The sequence below is a fragment of the Streptomyces sp. NPDC096324 genome (genome assembly GCF_044763015.1).
In the GTDB taxonomy this organism is placed as follows: domain Bacteria; phylum Actinomycetota; class Actinomycetes; order Streptomycetales; family Streptomycetaceae; genus Streptomyces.
On record NZ_JBIWFK010000003.1, the window covers coordinates 765,383 to 784,760 of the forward strand.

Genomic DNA, 19,378 nt, shown 5'->3' on the forward strand with positions numbered 1-19,378 from the left:
CGCCCTACGCGTCGCCGCCCGCCGCGCCCGGGTCGGCCGCCCGCACGTCGAGAAGCTGGTAGCGGTCGACCGCCTGCTTCAGCACCGACCGGTCCACCTTGCCCTCACGGGCCAGCTCGGTCAGCACGGCGACCACGATCGACTGCGCGTCGATGTGGAAGAAGCGCCGGGCCGCGCCGCGCGTGTCCGCGAAGCCGAAGCCGTCCGCGCCGAGGGACTGGTAGGTGCCCGGCACCCACCGGGAGATCTGGTCGGGAACCGAGCGCATCCAGTCGGAGACGGCCACGAACGGGCCCTGGGCGGAGGACAGCTTCCGCGTCACGTACGGGACGCGCTGCTCCTCCTCGGGGTGCAGCAGGTTGTGCCGCTCGACGTCGACCGCCTCGCGCCGCAGCTCGTTCCAGGAGGTCGCCGACCAGACGTCGGCCCTGACGTTCCACTCCTCGGCGAGGATCCGCTGCGCCTCCAGCGCCCAGGTGACGCCGATGCCGGACGCCATGATCTGCGCGGGGATGGTGCCCGAGGTGCCCTCGCTGAAGCGGTAGAGGCCCTTCAGGATGCCCTCGGCGTCCACGTTCTCCGGCTCGGCCGGGTGCTGGAGCGGCTCGTTGTAGACGGTGAGGTAGTAGAAGACGTCCTCGCCGTGCGGGTGCTCCTCGGACGAGCCGTACATGCGGCGCAGACCGTCCTGGACGATGTGCGCGATCTCGAAGCCGAACGCCGGGTCGTAGGCGACACAGCCGGGGTTCGTCGAGGCCAGGAGCTGCGAGTGGCCGTCCGCGTGCTGGAGACCCTCACCGGTCAGCGTGGTCCGCCCGGCGGTCGCGCCCAGGACGAATCCGCGCGCCAACTGGTCGGCCATCTGCCAGAACTGGTCACCCGTGCGCTGGAAACCGAACATCGAGTAGAAGACGTACACCGGGATGAGCGGCTCGCCGTGCGTGGCGTACGCCGAACCCGCCGCGATCAGCGAGGCCGTGCAGCCCGCCTCGGAGATGCCGTCGTGCAGCATCTGGCCGGTCGGCGACTCCTTGTAGGCGAGCAGCAGTTCGCGGTCCACCGACTCGTACTGCTGGCCCAGCGGGTTGTAGATCTTCGCGCTCGGGAAGAACGAGTCCATGCCGAACGTGCGGTACTCGTCGGGCGCGATCAGCACGAACCGCTTGCCGATCTCCTTGTCCCGCATGAGGTCCTTGAGCAGCCGCACGAACGCCATGGTCGTGGCGATGGACTGCTGACCCGAGCCCTTCTTCACGCTCGCGTACGTCTTGTCCTCGGGCAGGACCAGAGGCTTCGACCGCACGATCCGCGTCGGCACGTAACCGCCGAGGCCCTTGCGGCGGTCGTGCATGTACTGGATCTCCTCCGAGTTCCGGCCCGGGTGGTAGTACGGCGGCGCGCCGTCCTCCAGCTCCTTGTCGGAGATCGGCAGGTGCAGCCGGTCGCGGAAGCCCTTGAGGTCGGCGACCGTCAGCTTCTTCATCTGGTGCGTGGCGTTGCGGCCCTCGAAGTTCGGGCCGAGCGTCCAGCCCTTCACCGTCTGCGCCAGGATCACCGTCGGCTGGCCCGCGTGCGCCTTGGCCGCCGAGAACGCCGCGAAGATCTTCTTGTGGTCGTGACCGCCGCGCCCCAGGTGCAGGATCTGGTCGTCGCTCATGTTCTCGACCATCGCGCGCAGCCGGTGGTCGTCACCGAAGAAGTGGTCGCGGATGTACGCGCCCGTCTCCGTGGCGTACGTCTGGAACTGACCGTCCGGCGTGGTGTTCAGCCGGTTGACGAGCACCCCGTCGCGGTCCTGCGCGAGCAGCGGATCCCAGGTGCGGTCCCAGACCAGCTTGATGACGTTCCAGCCGGCGCCCCGGAACTGCGACTCCAGCTCCTGGATGATCTTGCCGTTGCCGCGCACCGGGCCGTCGAGGCGCTGGAGGTTGCAGTTCACGACGAAGGTCAGGTTGTCCAGGCCCTCCCGCGCGGCGATCGAGAGCTGGCCCAGCGACTCCGGCTCGTCCATCTCGCCGTCGCCGAGGAACGCCCAGACGTGGGACTTGGAGGTGTCCGCGATACCGCGCGCCTCCATGTAGCGGTTCATCCGCGCCTGGAAGATCGCGCCGAGCGGGCCGAGGCCCATCGACACGGTCGGGAACTCCCAGAAGTCCGGCATCAGCCGCGGGTGCGGGTACGAGGACAGTCCGAAGGGCGCCTTCGACTTCTCCTGGCGGAACGCGTCGAGCTGCTGCTCGGAGAGCCGGTCGAGAAGGAACGCGCGGGCGTAGATGCCGGGGGAGGCGTGCCCCTGGAAGAAGATCTGGTCGCCGCCGTCGCCCTCGTCCTTGCCGCGGAAGAAGTGGTTGAAGCCGACGTCGTAGAGCGAGGCGGAGGAGGCGAAGGTCGCGATGTGGCCGCCCACGCCGATGCCGGGGCGCTGCGCCCTGGAGACCATCACGGCGGCGTTCCAGCGGGTCGCGTTGAGGACCTTGCGCTCGATCTCCTCGTTGCCCGGGAAGAACGGCTCGTCCTTGGTCGCGATCGTGTTGACGTAGTCCGTGCTGCGCATCTCGGGCACGGCCACGCGCTTCTCGCGGGCTCGCTCGATCAGCCGCAGCATCAGATAGCGGGCCCGCTCGCGGCCGCGCTCGTCGACGGCGGCGTCGAGGGAGTCGAGCCACTCCTGAGTCTCCTCAGGGTCGAAGTCCGGGACCTGGCTGGGAAGGCCGCCAATGATGATCGGGTTGCGATCGGATCCGGAAGCCACGCTGTTCCTTCGCTGTCAGAGGGCTGTCTTCGTGGGTTTTCCCTGCATCTGCACCGATCCCCATCGTGTACCCCGCGAACGCCTACGTCATCTCTACCAGGGGGTAACCGAGACGCTCGAGCGGACCGTTGGGACGGTCTCGACCAAAACGTAACGATACGCTCAGGGGGTGACGCGTTCCGCAAAGCCGTTCGGCTTTCGCACGCACCGAGGGTTCCGAAGGGAATAAATGGGGCAGAAGTGTGTGGTGCCCGTCACGTGGCGTCATGATGGCCCGTCGGGAATCGCGTCGGCACTGCCAGGATCGTCACCGTTTCGGCGGTCTCGGCGGCCGGGTACTTGCGCGATCCGCTCCGCCCGTGTGGACTACGGCCAACGCTTCGCGTACGCGCGTGGCTGAGATCCCCCCGCTCTGGACGAGCAGAGGGAGACCCCCATTCCGAAACATGATCAGGAGGCAAGCCGTGAGCGCGACCGCGGACCACGCGGAGGAGCGGACCAACCCGGCCGCCAGGCTGGGGTTCGAGCCCGGACAGGTGGTCCAGGAGATCGGCTTCGACGACGACGTTGACCACGAGCTCCGTGAAGGCATCGAATCGCTGATCGGCCAGGATCTGGTCGACGAGGACTACGACGACGTCGCCGATGTGGTGCTGTTGTGGTTCCGGGACGAGGACGGCGATCTCACGGACGCACTGGTGGACGTCATCGGTCTCCTTGAGGACGGCGGCCAGATCTGGCTGCTGACCCCGAAGACCGGCAGGGACGGTTACGTCGAGCCCAGCGACATCAGCGATGCCGCACAGACAGCCGGCCTCTCCCAGACGAAGAGCATCTCCGTCGGCAAGGAGTGGTCGGGCACCCGCCTGGCCACCCCCAAGTCGAAGCGCTGAGCTGCAGCCCCGTCTGCAAGCAGAGCATCCGTGAGGCCCCCGCCGAGCCACCTCGGCGGGGGCCTCACGCATACCCGGAACCGGCATCCGGGGGATCCGGCGGGGGCCGCGCCGCCGGCGCGGGCCGATCACTGCGTACGCTGGTCGTCACCCGAACGGACCCTTGGAAGGGAAGCGAGTGACTATGGCCGTCGAGGTCGGCACCAAGGCCCCGGACTTCGAGCTGAAGGACAACCACGGCGCCACCGTGAGGCTCTCCGACTTCCGGGGCGAGAAGAACGTCGTACTGCTCTTCTACCCCTTCGCCTTCACCGGCATGTGCACCGGCGAGCTGTGCTCCCTGCGCGACAACCTGCCGCAGTTCACGGACCGCGACACCCAGCTCCTCGCGGTCTCCAACGACTCCATCCACACCCTGCGCGTCTTCGCCGAGCAGGAGGGCCTGGAGTACCCGCTGCTCTCCGACTTCTGGCCGCACGGCAACACTTCGCGCGCGTACGGCGTCTTCGACGAGGACAAGGGCTGTGCCGTGCGCGGCACGTTCATCATCGACAAGGAGGGCGTCGTCCGCTGGACCGTCGTCAACGCGCTGCCGGACGCGCGTGACCTGAACGAGTACGTCAAGGCGCTCGACACCCTGTGATTCTTCGGTTCCAAGCCCTGCGGGGCACGGGAACCCGTCACTAGGATCGAACCGTTGATCCGATACCAACGCACCTACGGGGCTCCCCGCCCCTGAACACCATTGGGAGGACTCGTGGGAGTCAGCCTCAGCAAGGGCGGCAACGTTTCGCTGTCGAAGGAGGCCCCGGGACTGACCGCGGTCATCGTCGGCCTGGGATGGGACGCCCGGACCACCACCGGCGTGGACTTCGACCTCGATGCCAGTGCCATCCTCACGAACGCGGACGGCAAGGTCAGCAGCGACCAGAACTTCGTGTTCTTCAACAACCTGAAGAGCCCGGACGGCTCGGTCGAGCACACCGGTGACAACACCACTGGCGAGGGCGAGGGCGACGACGAGGAGATCAAGGTCAACCTCGCGACCGTTCCGGCCGACGTCCAGAAGGTCGTGTTCCCGGTCTCGATCTACGACGCCGAGAACCGCCAGCAGTCCTTCGGCCAGGTCCGCAACGCGTACATCCGCGTGGTGAACCAGGCGGGCGGCGCGGAGATCGCCCGCTACGACCTCTCCGAGGACGCCTCGACGGAGACCGCCATGGTCTTCGGCGAGCTCTACCGCAACGGCGCCGAGTGGAAGTTCCGCGCCATCGGCCAGGGCTACGCCTCGGGCCTGCGCGGCATCGCGCAGGACTTCGGCGTCAACGTCTGAGTCCGCAGGCCTCGGGCATCCCGGTCCGGTGCCGCACCGTCTCGGTGCGGCACCGGACCGGCCGTACCAACAGAAGATCGCACCTCGGGAGGACCAGCATCATGGGCGTCACGCTCGCCAAGGGGGGCAATGTCTCCCTCTCGAAGGCCGCACCGAACCTCACACACGTGATGATCGGGCTCGGCTGGGACGCGCGCTCCACCACCGGAGCCGACTTCGACCTCGACGCGAGCGCGCTGCTGTGCAGCAGCGGCCGTGTGCTCGGGGACGAGTGGTTCATCTTCTACAACCAGCTCAAGAGCCCGGACGGCTCCGTCGAGCACACCGGCGACAACCTCACGGGTGAGGGCGAGGGCGACGACGAGTCGATCCTGATCGACCTCGCCAAGGTCCCCGCCGTGGTCGACAAGATCGTCTTCCCCGTGTCCATCCATGACGCGGACAACCGCGGCCAGACCTTCGGCCAGGTCGGCAACGCGTACATCCGCGTCGTCAACCAGGCGGACGGCCAGGAACTCGCACGCTACGACCTCTCCGAGGACGCCTCCACCGAAACGGCGATGATCTTCGGCGAGGTCTACCGCTACAACGCGGAATGGAAGTTCCGCGCCGTCGGCCAGGGGTACGCGTCGGGACTGCGGGGCATCGCACTCGACTTCGGGGTCAATGTTTCCTAGACCCACCTGTATCAGCCGAAGGCGGCCCCTTAGACTTCGTGGTCAAAGGTAGGTAAAGCCGAGTACGGCACGGGGGCTGTGCACTCCCTGAGCCACCGCTTGGGGGTGCCCCCACCACACGATGATTGGGTAGCCAGTGCTTCTGAAAACCTTCGGCTGGTCGTTCGCGATCACCGCGCTCGGTCTGGCCGCGGCGGCCGTCTACGGGGGGTGGACCGCCTTCGGCATCGTGGCGATCCTGGCCGTCCTGGAGATCTCGCTGTCCTTCGACAACGCGGTGGTCAACGCCGGGATCCTGAAGAAGATGAATGCCTTCTGGCAGAAGATCTTCCTCACGGTCGGTGTCCTGATCGCCGTCTTCGGCATGCGTCTGGTCTTCCCCGTCGTGATCGTCGCGATCAGCGCCAAGATCGGCCCGATCGACGCGGTCGATCTCGCGCTGAACGACAAGGACCAGTACCAGCAGCTCGTCACCGACGCCCACCCGTCGATCGCCGCCTTCGGTGGCATGTTCCTGCTCATGATCTTCCTCGACTTCATCTTCGAGGACCGGGACATCCAGTGGCTGCGCTGGATCGAGCGGCCGCTGGCCAAGCTCGGCAAGGTCGACATGCTGTCGGTCTGCATCGCCCTGATCGTCCTGCTCATCACCTCCATGACCTTCGCCGTCCACGCCCACCAGCACGGCGGCGGACACGTCGACAAGGCACAGACCGTACTGATCTCCGGCATCGCGGGCCTGATCACGTACATGATCGTCGGCGGTCTCTCCGGCTACTTCGAGGACAAGCTCGAAGAGGAGGAGGAGCGCGAACACGAGGAAGAGGAGGAGGCCGAGCGGACCGGCAAGAAGAAGCCGGCCATCGTCCTCGCCGGCCAGGCCGCGTTCTTCATGTTCCTCTACCTGGAAGTCCTGGACGCCTCCTTCTCCTTCGACGGCGTCATCGGCGCCTTCGCCATCACCAACGACATCGTCCTGATGGCGCTCGGCCTCGGCATCGGCGCCATGTACGTCCGGTCGCTCACCGTCTACCTGGTCCGCCAGGGCACCCTCGACGACTACGTCTACCTGGAGCACGGCGCGCACTACGCCATCGGCGCCCTCGCCGGGATCCTCCTCGTGACCATCCAGTACGAGATCAACGAGGTCATCACCGGCCTCGTCGGCGTCGTCCTGATCGGCTGGTCCTTCTGGTCCTCGGTGCGCCGCAACAAGGCGCTCGCCGAGGCCGAGGGAAAAGCCCCGACCTCGGACGAGAAGGCTGAGGTCTCGTCCGGGGTGTGACACCCCTTCGGCTGAGGAACGCTCTGAGCGGGGCGGTCGACGAGTCCTCGTCGACCGCCCCGCCGCATACCGGACACGTGGGGGGCCGAATGGGCATCTGGCAGGACCTGTGGCGCGGCCGCTCGGCGGACTTCGACTCCGGCAGCGCGGCCTCCAACTCCATCGAAATGACCAAGCGCAACCACACGGTCTCGCTCACCAGGCAGGGCGCGGCCAGCGGCAACCTCCGCATCAACCTGTCCTGGCGGATGCGCACGTCCGACATCGGCGGACCGCAGCGCGGCAGTCTGCTGCGCCATCCCTTCCGCACCTTCAAGCCGGAAGTGGTGCAGGCGCACACCCAGAGCATGGTCAACGTCGACCTCGACCTCGGCGTCATGTACGAGCTGACGGACGGCACCAAGGGCGTCGTCCAGCCGCTCGGCAGCTTCTTCGGCGAACTCAACGCCCCGCCGTTCGTGAAGCTCAGCGGCGACGACCGCTTCGGTTCCGGCTCGGGCGAGACGGCCTACGTCAACCTCGACCACCGCGACGACATCAAACGCCTGCTGGTCTTCGTCTACATCTACGACAGCACCCCGGCCTTCGACCGCACGCACGCCGTCATCACGCTCTTTCCGAGCAACGGCCCGCGCATCGAGATCGGCCTGGAGGAGCGCCATCCGCAGGCCCGGTCCTGCGCCGTCGTCATGATCGAGTGCAACAAGGGCGAGGTGACCGTGCGCCGCGAGGTCCGGTTCGTGTACGGCTTCCAGGCCGAACTCGACCGCCTCTACGGCTGGGGGCTCCAGTGGGGCCGCGGCTACAAGTCGAAGGCCGACCGTTAGGGCGTGTCCGGCCGGCCCGCGGTGCTCCCGCACGGCCGGCCCCGGGCGCCCGCCCCCGCCGGACTCAGCGGGAGAGGAACTGCGGCCCCTGCGGCGGCAGCCGGAAGTCCGGGTCGGCACCCGCGCCCACCGCCTGCGGGAACCCGTACGCGGGCTGCGTGGCCGGGGCGCTCTGCGGCTGCGGATAGCCGTAGGCGGAAGGATCCTCCTGCCGTCCGGCGGGCTGCGGGTAGCCGTACGCCGGACCGTTTGAGGCCGCCGCGGCGGGCCCCGGATAGCCGTACGCGGGCTGCTGCGGGACGGGGGCCGGCTGCTGCGTGACCGGGGCCGCGTGCTCGGGCGGCAGCGGCTGCGAGGTCTCGGGAGCCGCGGCGGGCGCGGCCCAGGCGGCCGTCTCCGGCGCCGACCCGGCCGCCGCGGCGGCCTCCGACTCGTCCACCGAGATCCCGAAATCGGTCGCGAGCCCCACCAGACCGTTGGAGTAGCCCTCACCGAGCGCCCGGAACTTCCACCCGTCACCGCGCCGGTACAGCTCGCCGCAGATCAGCGCGGTCTCCGCACCGGTCTCCGGCTTGATGTCGAAGTACGCCAGAGGTTCACCGTCCGCGATGGCCGCGTCGTACAGCAGAATGCGCAGATCGCGTACGTGGTCGAAGGTGACGTCGTCCGCCGATGCGACCAGGAGAATCTGTCCGACGCCGGGCTCGACACCCGTCAGATCCGTCTGGATCGTGTCGGTGAGGCCCTCGGCGCCGCGCTTCTTGCCGAGCCGCCAGACCTTGCCCGACGGATGCCGGGGCTGGTTGTAGAAGACGAAGTCCTCGTCGGATCGCACACGACCGTCGGGGCCGAGGAGCAGCGCGGAGGCATCGACATCGGGGACGTCCTGGCCGGGCGTCCAGCGCAGGACGGCGCGCACCGCCGTGGCGTCCAGCGGGACGTTCGACCCTTTCAGCATCGCGTGCGTCATGCGGTCATCCTGCCCTGTCGGTCCTGGTCACGACAATGTGGGGTCGTTCCGGAACCGGCCGGTATTGGACATGGTGGAGTTACCTGAACTTCACGCCCGGTGGGAATCTCTGACATGGAAACGTACGTACCATTACCGGCCACATCAGATTCGGCCACCTAGCCGCCGCGGGGGAGTCCCATGCGTCATTTCGGTCACGTCACCCCGGAGGAGCGGCAGCGGCTCTTCCACCAGGAGCCCGGCGTCTTCACGTCCGGCTCCCCGGCCAGAGTGCTCGCCGCCGCCCTCGGCGCGACGCTGTACAGCCCGGCCACCCGGCCGACGCTCGCCGACGACATCCTCAAGCAGGCCGCACGCGGGGTCGTCTCCATGGTGCTGTGCCTGGAGGACTCGATCGACGACTCCGAGGTCGTGGGCGCCGAGGAGAACCTGGTCCGCCAGTTCACCGACCTCGCGGCCCGCCCGGACACCGGCGAGCCGCCCCTGCTGTTCATCCGCGTCCGCTTCCCCGAGCAGATCCCCGACCTCGTACGCCGCCTCGGCCCCGCGGTCCGGCTGCTGTCCGGCTTCGTGATGCCGAAATTCACCGAGGAACGCGGCACACCCTTCCTGGAGGCCCTCGCCGCCGCCGAGGCGGAGAGCGGCAGGCGGCTCTTCGCCATGCCCGTCCTGGAGTCGCCCGAGCTGCTCTACCGCGAATCGCGCGTGGAGACCCTGGAGGGCATCTTCCGCGCCGTCGACAAGTACCGCGACCGGGTGCTCGCGCTGCGGCTCGGCGTGACCGACTTCTGCTCCTCCTACGGGCTGCGCCGCGCCCCCGACATGACCGCCTACGACGTCCAGGTCGTCGCCTCCGTGATCGCCGACGTGGTGAACATGCTGGGGCGGGCCGACGGCAGCGGCTTCACCGTCACCGGGCCCGTCTGGGAGTACTTCCGCGTCCCGGAACGCATGTTCAAGCCGCAGCTCCGCCGCAGCCCCTTCCTGGAGGGCGAGGCGGAGGAACTGCGCGAGCGGCTGCTCGAACACGCCATGGACGGACTGCTGCGCGAGATCGCCCTCGACCAGGCCAACGGCCTCATGGGCAAGACCTGCATCCACCCCTCGCACGTGCCGCCCGTCCACGCACTCTCCGTGGTCAGCCACGAGGAATTCAGTGACGCCCAGGACATCCTCAGGCCGGAGCGCGGCGGCGGGGGTGTACTGAGATCGGCGTACACGAACAAAATGAACGAGGTGAAGCCGCATCGCGCCTGGGCCGAGCGCACCCTGCTGCGCGCGGAGGTCTTCGGGGTCGCCCGCGAGGACATCGGCTTCGTCGAACTGCTCACCGCCGGACTCCCGGCGTGAGCCGGTCCGGCCGAGCCACGCGCACCCCCGACAGCAAGGAACAGATGAACACCCCAGCGCACGACCCGCACCACCCCGACGGCGGAGACGGCCCGGACGGCGTGCACGGCCCGGACGGCGTGCAGGGCCCGGACCCCACGCCCGCCACGGACCCCGCGGACGACGCGGTGTGGACGGGGACCTGGGTCGCCGAGCGGCTCGGCGTCGAGCTCGTCGGCGACGAGGGCCTGAGCGGCCTGCTGGGGCTCGCGCTGCGCCGCAACCCCAAGCGCGCCCACCTGCTCGTCTCGAACGTCCTCGGCAAGCACGTGCCGCGGTCCCCGGCCGCGGTCCACGGGTACGGCGTCGAGCTCGGCCGGCGCGTGCGCGAGCTGCTGGGCACCGAGGACGCCCGCGCGGCCGTCGTCCTCGGATACGCCGAGACGGCCACCGGGCTCGGCCACTCCGTCGCGGACGGGATCGGCGTCGCCCCCTACCTCCACTCCACCCGCCGCCCGGTCCGCGGAGTCCGGCCGGCGGGCGGCTTCGAGGAGTCCCACTCGCACGCCACCTCGCACCTCCTCCTGCCCGAGGACCCGGGCCTGCTCGCCGGCTCCGGACCGCTGGTCCTCGTCGACGACGAGTTCTCCACCGGCAACACCGTCCTCAACACGATCCGCGACCTGCACGGGCGCTACCCGCGCGAGCGGTATGTCGTCGTGGCGCTCGTCGACATGCGCTCGGCCGCCGACCACGCGCGCTTCGAGAAGTTCGCCGGAGACATCGGCGCCCGCGTGGACCTGATCGCGGCCGCGTCCGGCACGGTGCGCCTGCCCGAGGACGTCCTGGCCAAGGGGACCGCCCTGGTCGCCCGCCACGAGACGGCGGCCCCCGGCACCCCCGCCGCCCCGGACACCGGCCCGGCCGTCCGCGTCGACCTCGGCTGGCCCCACGGCCTCCCCGACGGCGGACGGCACGGATTCACCCCCGGACACCGAATACGCCTGGAGGCCGCCCTGCCCGCCATGGCGGCACGGCTCGCCGACGCCCTGCCCGACGGCGCGGAGCGCGTCCTGGTCCTCGGCTTCGAGGAACTGATGTACGCGCCGCTGCGACTGGCCCACGAGCTGGAGCGGTCCGTCCCCGCCGAGGTGCGCTTCTCCACCACGACCCGCTCCCCGGTCCTCGCCCTCGACGACCCCGGCTACGCCATCCGCAGCCGCATCGCCTTCCCGGCCCACGACGACCCGGACGACGGACCCGGCGAGCGCTACGCCTACAACGTCGCCGGCGCCGGCTTCGACGCCGTCGTCGCGGTCGTCGACTCGGCCGCCGACACCCCCGAACTGCACGCGCCCGACGGTCTGTTGGCACAGTTGGCGGCGCACACCCCGCACGTCCTGCTCGCCGTCGTGCCCTCGTACACGCCCGCACGGCCGTCCACCGAAAGGCCCTCCATGCTGCCCGAGCCCCTCCGCGGCCCCGCCTTCTCCTCGTACGCCCCCGACGAGGTCGGCTGGCTGCTGCGGGACCTGTCGGACGTGACGCTGGAGGCGCCGACCGAGGAGCGCGAGGAGGCCATCCAGAGCGGCGGCGCCCACTACGCCGAGTCGCTGCCGGTCGAGTACCAGCCGAGCACCGCGTACCAGGAGCTCTTCCACGCCGCCCTCGACGCCTCCGCCGCCCGGATCGCCGAGGCCGTCGGCGCCGTGACCGAACTCGTGCTCGCCGACCGGTCCCCGCGCCCCGTCCTGGTGTCCCTGGCCCGCGCCGGCACCCCCGTCGGCATCCTGATGCGCCGCTGGGCCCAGCACCAGCACGGCCTCGACCTGCCGCACTACGCCGTCTCCATCGTCCGCGGCCGCGGCATCGACGCCAACGCGCTGCGCTGGCTCGCCGCCCACCACGACCCCGCCGACGTCGTCTTCGTCGACGGCTGGACCGGCAAGGGCGCCATCACCCGCGAACTCGCCGACGCCATCGAGGAGTTCGAGGAGGCCGAGGGCATCACCGGCTTCGACCCGGAGATAGCGGTCCTCGCCGACCCCGGCTCCTGCGTGCGCACGTACGGCACCCGCGAGGACTTCCTCATCCCCTCCGCCTGCCTCAACTCGACCGTCTCCGGGCTGATCTCCCGCACCGTCCTGCGCTCCGACCTGGTCGGCGAACACGACTTCCACGGCGCGAAGTTCTACCGCGAGCTCGCCGGCTCCGACGTCTCCGTCGCCTTCCTGGACGCCGTCGCCGCCCACTTCCCCGACGTCGCCGAATCCGCCCGCGACCGGGCGAAGGAACTCCTCGCCGCCGACCGCGAACCCACCTGGGAGGGCTGGGCGGCGGTCGAACGGATCAGCGAGGAGTACGGCATCCACGACGTGAACCTCGTCAAGCCGGGCGTCGGCGAGACCACCCGGGTACTGCTGCGCCGGGTCCCCTGGAAGATCCTCGCCCGCGCCGGAGCGGGCGCCGACCTCGACCACGTCCGGCTGCTCGCCGGACAGCGCGGGGTGCCCGTCGAGGAGGTCGACGAACTCCCGTACACCTGTGTGGGGTTGATCCACCCGAAGTACACGCGTGGCGCCACCGGTGCCGACGGCAAGGCGGTCACCCTCTGATGTCCACGCCCAAGGTGCTCGTCGCCAGCGACCTCGACCGCACACTCATCTACTCCTCCGCCGCGCTCGCGCTCACCATGCCCGACGTCCGCGCGCCCCGGCTGCTCTGCGTCGAGGTGCACGAGAACAAGCCCCTCTCCTACATGACGGAGACGGCCGCCGGGCTGCTCACCGAACTCGGCGACGTCGCGCACTTCGTGCCCACCACGACCCGCACCCGCAAGCAGTACCAGCGCATCAACCTGCCCGGCCCGGAGCCCGAGTACGCGATCTGCGCCAATGGCGGACACCTGCTCGTCGACGGCGTCTCCGACCTCGACTGGCACAGGGCCGTGCAGGAGCGGCTCGCCGCCGAGTGCGCGCCGCTCGACGAGGTCCGGGACCACCTGATGGCGACCGCGGACCCGCACTGGGTGCGCAAGCACCGGATCGCCGAGGACCTGTTCGCCTATCTCGTGGTCGAGCGGGAGCTGTTGCCCGAGCAGTGGGTCAAGGACCTGGCCGTGTGGGCGGAGAGCCGCGGCTGGACGGTCTCGTTGCAGGGCCGCAAGATCTACGCCGTGCCCGGGCCGCTCACCAAGAGCGCGGCCGTGCGCGAGGTCGCCCGCCGCACCGGCGCCCCGCTCACCCTCGCCGCCGGGGACTCGCTGCTCGACGCCGACCTCCTGCTCGCCGCCGACCGCGGCTGGCGTCCGGGCCACGGTGAACTCGCAGAGGCCGACTGGACGGCACCGGCGATCACCGCGCTGCCGGAGCGGGGTGTCCTGGCCGGGGAGCGCATCCTGCGCGAGTTCACGGGCGCCTGCGCCGAGGCCGCCCGGGGACTTGTCTGAACTCAATACGGAATGCTGAATTCCGATTCTTGATCCGGTCCCGTGGTGAGGGGTGTGCCGGGGGCGATCAGCCCCTCGGCGCCCCCGCCCGGGACCGGAGTCGTTTCGACCGGCATGCCGAGCCGTGTTCGGAGGCGAGCGCTCGGACTCCCTGACTCCGGCGCTTTTCCGTCGAGCCGGGACTCCGCCGGGCTCCGGTCCCTCCACGCGTCCGGTCCGCGACGCGTCCGGTTCGGGTCGGCTTGAGGGATGTGTCGAACTTGCCCCCGGCGCGGTCCCGTTGGTGTGACCGATTCCATGCCGCCGCGACACGCCGGGGTCCGATTCGGGACGAGACTGAAGAGTTGGTAAGAAATCCCCGCGGTCAGCCGCAGCAGCCGCCGCCGCAGCAACCGCCACCGCCGCCGCTCGAACGCGGCTGGGGCGCCGGCGCGGACGCCGAACCGCCCCGCGCGACGGCGACCGCCGACAGCAGTTTGACGGTGTCGTCGTGCCCGGCGGGGCAGGCCGCGGGGGCGGCCGACTCGGCCATGGGACGGCTCAGTTCGAAGGTGTCGCCGCAGGTCCGGCAGCGGTACTCGTAGCGAGGCATGCGCACAGGTTAGCCGGAACGGGCCGCCGTTCGGAGGGCTCGGCGGCTCTCGTCGTGCGTGGCGGAACGAGCCTTCCGGGGCGGGAGTTACGACTGCTCGCACTGGGTGAAGCAGTGGAACTAGTTGAGCTCTGAGCTTTTTTGTCTCGTTGCTGATCGAAGGGATTGGATTGGTCGCTGATAATTTAATAGGGCCGCGACGAGCCGCAAGGTCGGGGAGGGGGGCTCGCAGCCGCGAAAGCGGCCGCTGCAACTACCCGCGCGCGCAGATCCGGAGTGCGGAGGGAGACGCAGTCGTGACCAGGACATGGCATCACAACGATGCCTCGAATCCCCTGTCTTTGGGCCGCCAGGGCGCGGGAGGGCGCCGTGGCTGACATATCCGGACCGCAGCGCGGTCGCGGCAGCCGTCGCAAGCCCTCGCAGCCCTCCGCGCCGGCCCGACTGGCCGCAGGCCTCAAGCCGTACGCGCGGCGCCTCAAACCCGCCTATCCGCGCCCCGGTCGCACCGGACTGCGGCGCTGGCTGCCCTCCTGGCGGCAGTGGCTCGGCGCCTTCGCGCTGTCCATGGGTCTGAGCGGTTCGCTGCTCGTCATTGCCTATGCGGCAACCGACATACCCCAGAACCTGAACACATATGCCACCCAGCAGGACAATCTCTACTTCTGGTCGGACGGCACGCCGATGGCCCGTACCGGCTGGGTGCGACGCCAGGACATGCCGCTGAAGGACATACCGAAGGACGTGCGCTCGGCGGTCCTCGCGGCGGAGAACGAGAGCTTCTACAGCGACCCCGGCATCTCCGCCAAGGGCCTGGCCCGCGCGCTGGTCAGGACGGTCGGCCAGGGGGACACCCAGGGCGGCTCCACCATCACCCAGCAGTACGTCAAGAACGTCTATCTGACCCAGAACCGTTCGGTGACCCGCAAGTTCACCGAGGCCATGATCGCCCTCAAGCTCGACAACAAGATGAGCAAGGACAAGATCCTCGAGGGATACCTCAACACGAGCTGGTTCGGGCGCGGCACCTACGGCCTCCAGCGGGCCTCGCAGGCCTACTACGGCAAGGACGTGAGCCACCTCAACGCCAGCGAGGGCGCGTTCCTCGCCTCGCTCCTCAAGGGCGCCGGCCTCTACGACCCCACCCTGAGCGAGGCCAACCACCAGCGCGCCGTGGAACGCTGGTCCTGGATCCTCGACCGCATGGTCAAGACCGGCAAGCTCTCGGCCGCCGAGCGGGCCACGTACACGAAGTTCCCCGAGCCGATCAAGCAGAGCGGGAGCTACGACACCGGTAAGCAGAGCGACTACCTGGTCGAACTGGCGACCCAGTACGCCAAGAAGGCCGGGCACATCTCCGACCGGGACTTCGACCTCGGCGGCTACCAGATCTACACGACCTTCGACCGCAAGCGCGAGACCGCGCTCACCGACGCCGTGGCCAAGGCCCGCAAGCAGGCGAAGAAGGACGACCCGGACAACGCGAAGGCCGCCCACTACGGTGCCGCCTCGATCGCCGACGACGGCCGGATCCTCGCCGTCTACGGCGGCCCCGACCACCGCAAGCAGGGCTACAACGAGTCCAACGCGACCACGGTCCCCGCCGGTTCGGCGTTCCTGCCCTTCGTCTACGCCGCCGCCCTGGAGAACGGCGTCCACAAGACCCGTGAGGGCGCGGCCGCACCGGTCACCCCCGAGACGCTGTACGACGGCAACGACGGCGTCCCGGTCAGCACACCCGAGGGCCCCTACTGGGACCGCGGCGGCAAGAAGGTCGCCGCCCACAACGAGGGCAACAAGAACTACGGCCAGATCTCGCTGCGTTCGGCGCTCGCCCAGAACGTGAACACCCCGTTCATGCAGCTCGGCATGGACGCCGGCCTGGACAAGGTGCGCGAGACCGCCGAGGCCTCGGGCCTGCTGTCCTCCAGCATCGGACCGCAGGTGCCGGGCATGTCCCTCGGCGCCGCCACCCCGAGCGCCATCCGCATGGCCAGCGCCTACGCCACCTTCGCCGCCGACGGAACGCACTACGCGCCGTACTCGGTCAAGCGCATCACCCGCAACGGCTCCCGCGTGCGGCTGGACATGCCCGCGCCCCACCGCGCCATGCGCGCCGAGGTGGCCCGCCAGGTCACCGACGCGCTCGCGGACTCCTTCCGCATCGGCCACCCGGGCGCGGCCCCCCTCTCGGTGAAGGTGGCCGGCAAGCGGGGCGCCACGCTGGACGACAAGTCCGCCTGGTACGTGGGCTCGAACGCCTCCGTGTCGACGGCCGTGGTCCTGTACCGCATCGACCTGACCAAGAGCCTCGAACCGCTGCCGCTCAAGGGGATCGCCGGCGCACCCGTCGCCGACGTGCCGTACGGCATCTGGTCCGGTGCGATGAGCCCGCTTCGCTGATCCCGTCGGCCGACCGTCCGGCTCGGCCCCGCCGACGGCCACCCGGTGGCCGCGCCACGCTCCTTCCGTCCCCCTCGCAGAATGTGCCCCGTATGAACTCGAAGCACAGCCGGCGCCGGCGCCGTGAGTCCGATCCCGCTTCCGCCGCGGCCTCCGCACGCCAGGGCTTCGCGGCCATGACGGCCTTCCTCGTCGTCACGTCCACGGCCGCCACCTACCTGGCCCTCAACACCGACCACACCACCCCGGCCGCCTCCGCCCGCGCGCACGGCCCGGCCACCAAGGTGAAGAAGGAACCGCCGTGGGACGGCAAGGTCCGCGTGCTGGGCGACGGCTCCACGGCCTACACCGGCCCGCAGAAGGGCGAGTTGAAGGCCGTACCGCTCAAGCCCGGTGAGAAGCCTCCCCAGTTCGTCGTCTTCTCCTGGGACGGCGCCCTCCAGGGCGACGACGAGCTCTTCTCCCACTACCGGGAGATGGCCGAGCAGTACAACGCCCACATGACGTTCTTCCTGACCGGCATCTATCTGCTGCCCAAGGACAAGAAGACGCTCTACGAACCGCCGATGCACTCGCCCGGATCGGCGGCCATCAGCTACGCCACCGACGACCACATACGCACCACGCTGGAGGAGCTCGGCAAGGCGTGGAAGGCCGGCAACGAGATCGGCACCCACTTCAACGGCCACTTCTGCGGCGACAAGGGCGGCGGGGACTGGAGCGTCGAGGAGTGGGAGAGCGAGATCAACCAGTTCTTCTCCTTCGTGGAGAAGTGGAGGACCAACACCGGCTACGCCGACGTGCCGTCGCTCCCCTTCGACCCGGCCAAGGCCATCAGCGGGGGACGCGCGCCGTGCCTCGAAGGGCAGAAGAACCTGCTCAAGGCCATGAAGGCCACGTCGAAGAAGTACAACTGGCGCTACGACGCCAGCTCCGCGGGCGACTTCCAGATATGGCCCACGAAGAAGGAGGGCATGTGGGACTTCCCGCTCCAGATGCTCCCCTACGAGAACGGCAAGTACCAAGGCCTGTCCATGGACTTCAACTTCCTCTACAACCAGTCCGACGGTGAGACCGAGGGGAACCCGGCCCAGTACCCGCAGTGGGAGCAGGAGACGGTCAACTCCTACATGGCCGGTTTCAACCGCGTCTACTACGGCAGCCGGGCACCGCTGTTCATCGGCAACCACTTCGAGGACTGGAACGGCGGCATCTACATGAAGTCCATCGACCAGGTCATCAAGAACGTGTGCACGAAGAAGGGCGTGAAATGTGTGTCCTTCCAGGAGCTGTCCGACTGGCTCGACGTGCAGAAGCCGGAGACCCTCGAACGCCTGCGCGGCCTGGACCCCGCCCAGTCGCCGGACTGGTCGACCGTGGTGAAGTAGGGCCCGCCATCCGGACGGCGATCCCGATCCCGCTCACTGAGATCAACTTACCCGCGACATAAGGGACTTGGTTGCACTGGACGCGAACTCCCCCCGGAGTCGGCACAGTTGAGTGGGACATGTAAAGATTCCCTTCCCTGGAGTCCGACCGGGGATCAAGGAGAATCTTCAGTGACACCGAAGAACTTAAGCCGCAGTTGTTCCGTCGTGGGGGCGCTCACCCTCTCCGCCCTCCTGCTGCCCCTGTCCGCCGCCCACGCGGCGGCCCCCACCCCCCGGGTGACCGCGTCGACGGCCGATGCCTTCGGCCGCGTGGGCGACGCCGTGTTCACCGACCGCACGGCCGCCCTGCTGGACACGGCCCCGAAGGCCCCTACGGCCCTGAAGGCGACCACCTCCGGCATCCGGGTCCCCGGCACCCTCGCGCGCACCGAGACCACCGCCGTCTCCGCACTGCACGGCACCCGCTCCCGCCTCGCCGCCCTCGGCGAGGCCTACAGCGCCGCCGACACCGAGGTCGCCGTGAACCGGACCCGGGTCACCGGCCGTCTCGCCACCGCCTGGGTCACCGAGACCACCACCCTCACCTACCGGAGGATCCGCGGAGACGAGCCCGCCACCACGGGCTTCCGCGCCCACCACGTCCTGACCTTCGCGGCCCAGGCCGACGGCACCTGGAAGCTGACGGGCGAGCGCTCGACCGACAAGGGCCCCCGGCAGATCAACCAGCCCGTCACGACGAAGCTCACGAAGACCACGATGGCCGCTGTCGACGCCCCCCGGGCAGCGACCACGTACCCCGCGCCCGCCAACCCCAAGACGCTCACCGGCGGCCCGTACGACTACGCGGCCATGGCGACGTACGCCGAGACGTACTGGAAGAACTACAACCCCGCCTACCGCAGCTTCAACTCCGTCGGCGGCGACTGCACCAACTACGTCAGCCAGTCCCTGAAGGCGGGCGGCTGGGCGACGGTCGCGAGCTCCGGTGAGGAGTACGGCACCTGGAACTACACGGCGTCCACCCAGACCGACACCTGGGTCGGCGTCAACGAGTTGTCCTGGTTCACCCAGACCGCCCACCGCTCCACGCCCCTGGCGAACGTGTACCAGATGGACGTCGGCGACGTGATGCAGATGGACTTCGACAAGGACGGGTCCAAGGACCACTCCATGATCACGTCGTACCGCAGCGGCGGCGGGGTGCCGTACCTGACGTACCACGACACCGACACCTACCGCCGCTCGCTGTCGAGCCTGCTCGCGGCGTATCCGAACGCGGCGTACTACGGGTACCGCACCTGACCGGTCAGGGTCCTCTCCCCGGCGAAGCTGCCGGGGAGAGGGCTCCTCGGCGCGCAGCCGGAAGGAGACTTCTCGGCGGGCAGCCGGGGAATCCTCTTCGGCGGGGCAGCCGGGGAGCCTTTCGGCGGGGCAGCCGGGGAGCCTTTCGGCGAGGCCGCCGGGGAGACCATTCGGCG

Annotated in this window: 15 protein-coding genes; 12 read left to right on the forward strand and 3 right to left on the reverse strand. The window is 69.4% G+C overall.

Translation table 11 applies throughout. From position 1 onward, the window contains the following. Positions 1 to 4: 4 nt before the first annotated feature. A complete protein-coding gene (gene aceE / locus ACIQ7M_RS10675; protein ID WP_355775746.1) occupies positions 5 to 2,752 on the reverse strand; it encodes a pyruvate dehydrogenase (acetyl-transferring), homodimeric type in 2,748 nt (915 codons plus the stop codon). A gap of 464 nt (positions 2,753 to 3,216) precedes the next feature. On the opposite strand from aceE, the gene ACIQ7M_RS10680 reads away from it, so the two are divergent. The 6 genes from ACIQ7M_RS10680 (at position 3,217) to ACIQ7M_RS10705 (ending at position 7,767) form a co-directional block, all read left to right on the forward strand. Then, a complete protein-coding gene (locus ACIQ7M_RS10680; protein WP_326788028.1) occupies positions 3,217 to 3,645 on the forward strand; it encodes a DUF3052 domain-containing protein in 429 nt (142 codons plus the stop codon). 184 nt (positions 3,646 to 3,829) lie between these two features. Continuing rightward, complete coding sequence (locus ACIQ7M_RS10685; protein WP_403642140.1) at positions 3,830 to 4,288, forward strand: peroxiredoxin; 459 nt, start codon at positions 3,830 to 3,832, stop codon at positions 4,286 to 4,288. Between the two features lie 114 nt (positions 4,289 to 4,402). After that, the gene (locus tag ACIQ7M_RS10690; protein ID WP_386984399.1) at positions 4,403 to 4,978 is read left to right on the forward strand and encodes a TerD family protein; all 576 of its coding nucleotides are present in this window, start codon (positions 4,403 to 4,405) and stop codon (positions 4,976 to 4,978) included. A 101-nt stretch (positions 4,979 to 5,079) separates the two neighbouring features. Then, positions 5,080 to 5,655, forward strand: a complete 576-nt coding sequence (locus ACIQ7M_RS10695) for a TerD family protein (protein WP_355776141.1) — start codon at positions 5,080 to 5,082, stop codon at positions 5,653 to 5,655. A gap of 136 nt (positions 5,656 to 5,791) precedes the next feature. After that, entirely contained in the window at positions 5,792 to 6,940 is a 1,149-nt protein-coding gene (locus tag ACIQ7M_RS10700; protein WP_386984401.1) for a DUF475 domain-containing protein, read from the forward strand. 89 nt (positions 6,941 to 7,029) lie between these two features. Further along, positions 7,030 to 7,767, forward strand: a complete 738-nt coding sequence (locus ACIQ7M_RS10705) for a Tellurium resistance (RefSeq protein ID WP_389839339.1) — start codon at positions 7,030 to 7,032, stop codon at positions 7,765 to 7,767. Positions 7,768 to 7,831: 64 nt separating this feature from the next. Here ACIQ7M_RS10705 and ACIQ7M_RS10710 read toward each other — a convergent pair whose 3' ends face one another. After that, complete coding sequence (locus ACIQ7M_RS10710; RefSeq protein WP_403642145.1) at positions 7,832 to 8,737, reverse strand: TerD family protein; 906 nt, start codon at positions 8,735 to 8,737, stop codon at positions 7,832 to 7,834. A 180-nt stretch (positions 8,738 to 8,917) separates the two neighbouring features. On the opposite strand from ACIQ7M_RS10710, the gene ACIQ7M_RS10715 reads away from it, so the two are divergent. From ACIQ7M_RS10715 to ACIQ7M_RS10725, 3 genes are read left to right on the forward strand one after another with little or no spacing between them, the layout of a single operon-like run. Beyond that, on the forward strand, positions 8,918 to 10,087 hold the full coding sequence (locus ACIQ7M_RS10715; RefSeq protein WP_403642148.1) for an HpcH/HpaI aldolase/citrate lyase family protein: 1,170 nt from the start codon (positions 8,918 to 8,920) through the stop codon (positions 10,085 to 10,087). A gap of 44 nt (positions 10,088 to 10,131) precedes the next feature. Beyond that, positions 10,132 to 12,681: a phosphoribosyltransferase gene (locus ACIQ7M_RS10720; protein ID WP_403642151.1), complete on the forward strand. Its 2,550-nt coding sequence runs from the start codon at positions 10,132 to 10,134 to the stop codon at positions 12,679 to 12,681. After that, complete coding sequence (locus ACIQ7M_RS10725; protein WP_403642154.1) at positions 12,681 to 13,514, forward strand: HAD family hydrolase; 834 nt, start codon at positions 12,681 to 12,683, stop codon at positions 13,512 to 13,514. Before ACIQ7M_RS10720 ends, ACIQ7M_RS10725 begins: the two co-directional genes overlap by 1 nt. 364 nt (positions 13,515 to 13,878) lie before the next feature. Here ACIQ7M_RS10725 and ACIQ7M_RS10730 read toward each other — a convergent pair whose 3' ends face one another. After that, complete coding sequence (locus tag ACIQ7M_RS10730; protein WP_355772071.1) at positions 13,879 to 14,106, reverse strand: zinc ribbon domain-containing protein; 228 nt, start codon at positions 14,104 to 14,106, stop codon at positions 13,879 to 13,881. Between the two features lie 321 nt (positions 14,107 to 14,427). Between ACIQ7M_RS10730 and ACIQ7M_RS10735 the strand changes: the two genes are divergently transcribed. From ACIQ7M_RS10735 to ACIQ7M_RS10745, 3 genes are all read left to right on the forward strand, one after another. After that, complete coding sequence (locus ACIQ7M_RS10735; protein ID WP_403642157.1) at positions 14,428 to 16,509, forward strand: transglycosylase domain-containing protein; 2,082 nt, start codon at positions 14,428 to 14,430, stop codon at positions 16,507 to 16,509. Positions 16,510 to 16,601: 92 nt separating this feature from the next. Further along, a complete protein-coding gene (locus ACIQ7M_RS10740) occupies positions 16,602 to 17,897 on the forward strand; it encodes a hypothetical protein (RefSeq protein ID WP_403642160.1) in 1,296 nt (431 codons plus the stop codon). Positions 17,898 to 18,104: 207 nt separating this feature from the next. Beyond that, entirely contained in the window at positions 18,105 to 19,202 is a 1,098-nt protein-coding gene (locus ACIQ7M_RS10745) for an amidase domain-containing protein (protein ID WP_403642163.1), read from the forward strand. Positions 19,203 to 19,378 lie beyond the last annotated feature (176 nt).

Coding starts and splice junctions, on each gene's coding strand:
- ACIQ7M_RS10685 (WP_403642140.1), top strand. CDS start 3,830: ATGGCCGTCGAGGTCGGCACCAAGGCCCCGGACTTCGAGCTGAAGGAC.
- ACIQ7M_RS10695 (WP_355776141.1), top strand. CDS start 5,080: ATGGGCGTCACGCTCGCCAAGGGGGGCAATGTCTCCCTCTCGAAGGCC.
- ACIQ7M_RS10705 (WP_389839339.1), top strand. CDS start 7,030: ATGGGCATCTGGCAGGACCTGTGGCGCGGCCGCTCGGCGGACTTCGAC.
- ACIQ7M_RS10710 (WP_403642145.1), bottom strand. CDS start 8,737: ATGACGCACGCGATGCTGAAAGGGTCGAACGTCCCGCTGGACGCCACG.
- ACIQ7M_RS10715 (WP_403642148.1), top strand. CDS start 8,918: ATGCGTCATTTCGGTCACGTCACCCCGGAGGAGCGGCAGCGGCTCTTC.
- ACIQ7M_RS10720 (WP_403642151.1), top strand. CDS start 10,132: ATGAACACCCCAGCGCACGACCCGCACCACCCCGACGGCGGAGACGGC.
- ACIQ7M_RS10725 (WP_403642154.1), top strand. CDS start 12,681: ATGTCCACGCCCAAGGTGCTCGTCGCCAGCGACCTCGACCGCACACTC.
- ACIQ7M_RS10730 (WP_355772071.1), bottom strand. CDS start 14,106: ATGCCTCGCTACGAGTACCGCTGCCGGACCTGCGGCGACACCTTCGAA.
- ACIQ7M_RS10735 (WP_403642157.1), top strand. CDS start 14,428: ATGCCTCGAATCCCCTGTCTTTGGGCCGCCAGGGCGCGGGAGGGCGCC.
- ACIQ7M_RS10740 (WP_403642160.1), top strand. CDS start 16,602: ATGAACTCGAAGCACAGCCGGCGCCGGCGCCGTGAGTCCGATCCCGCT.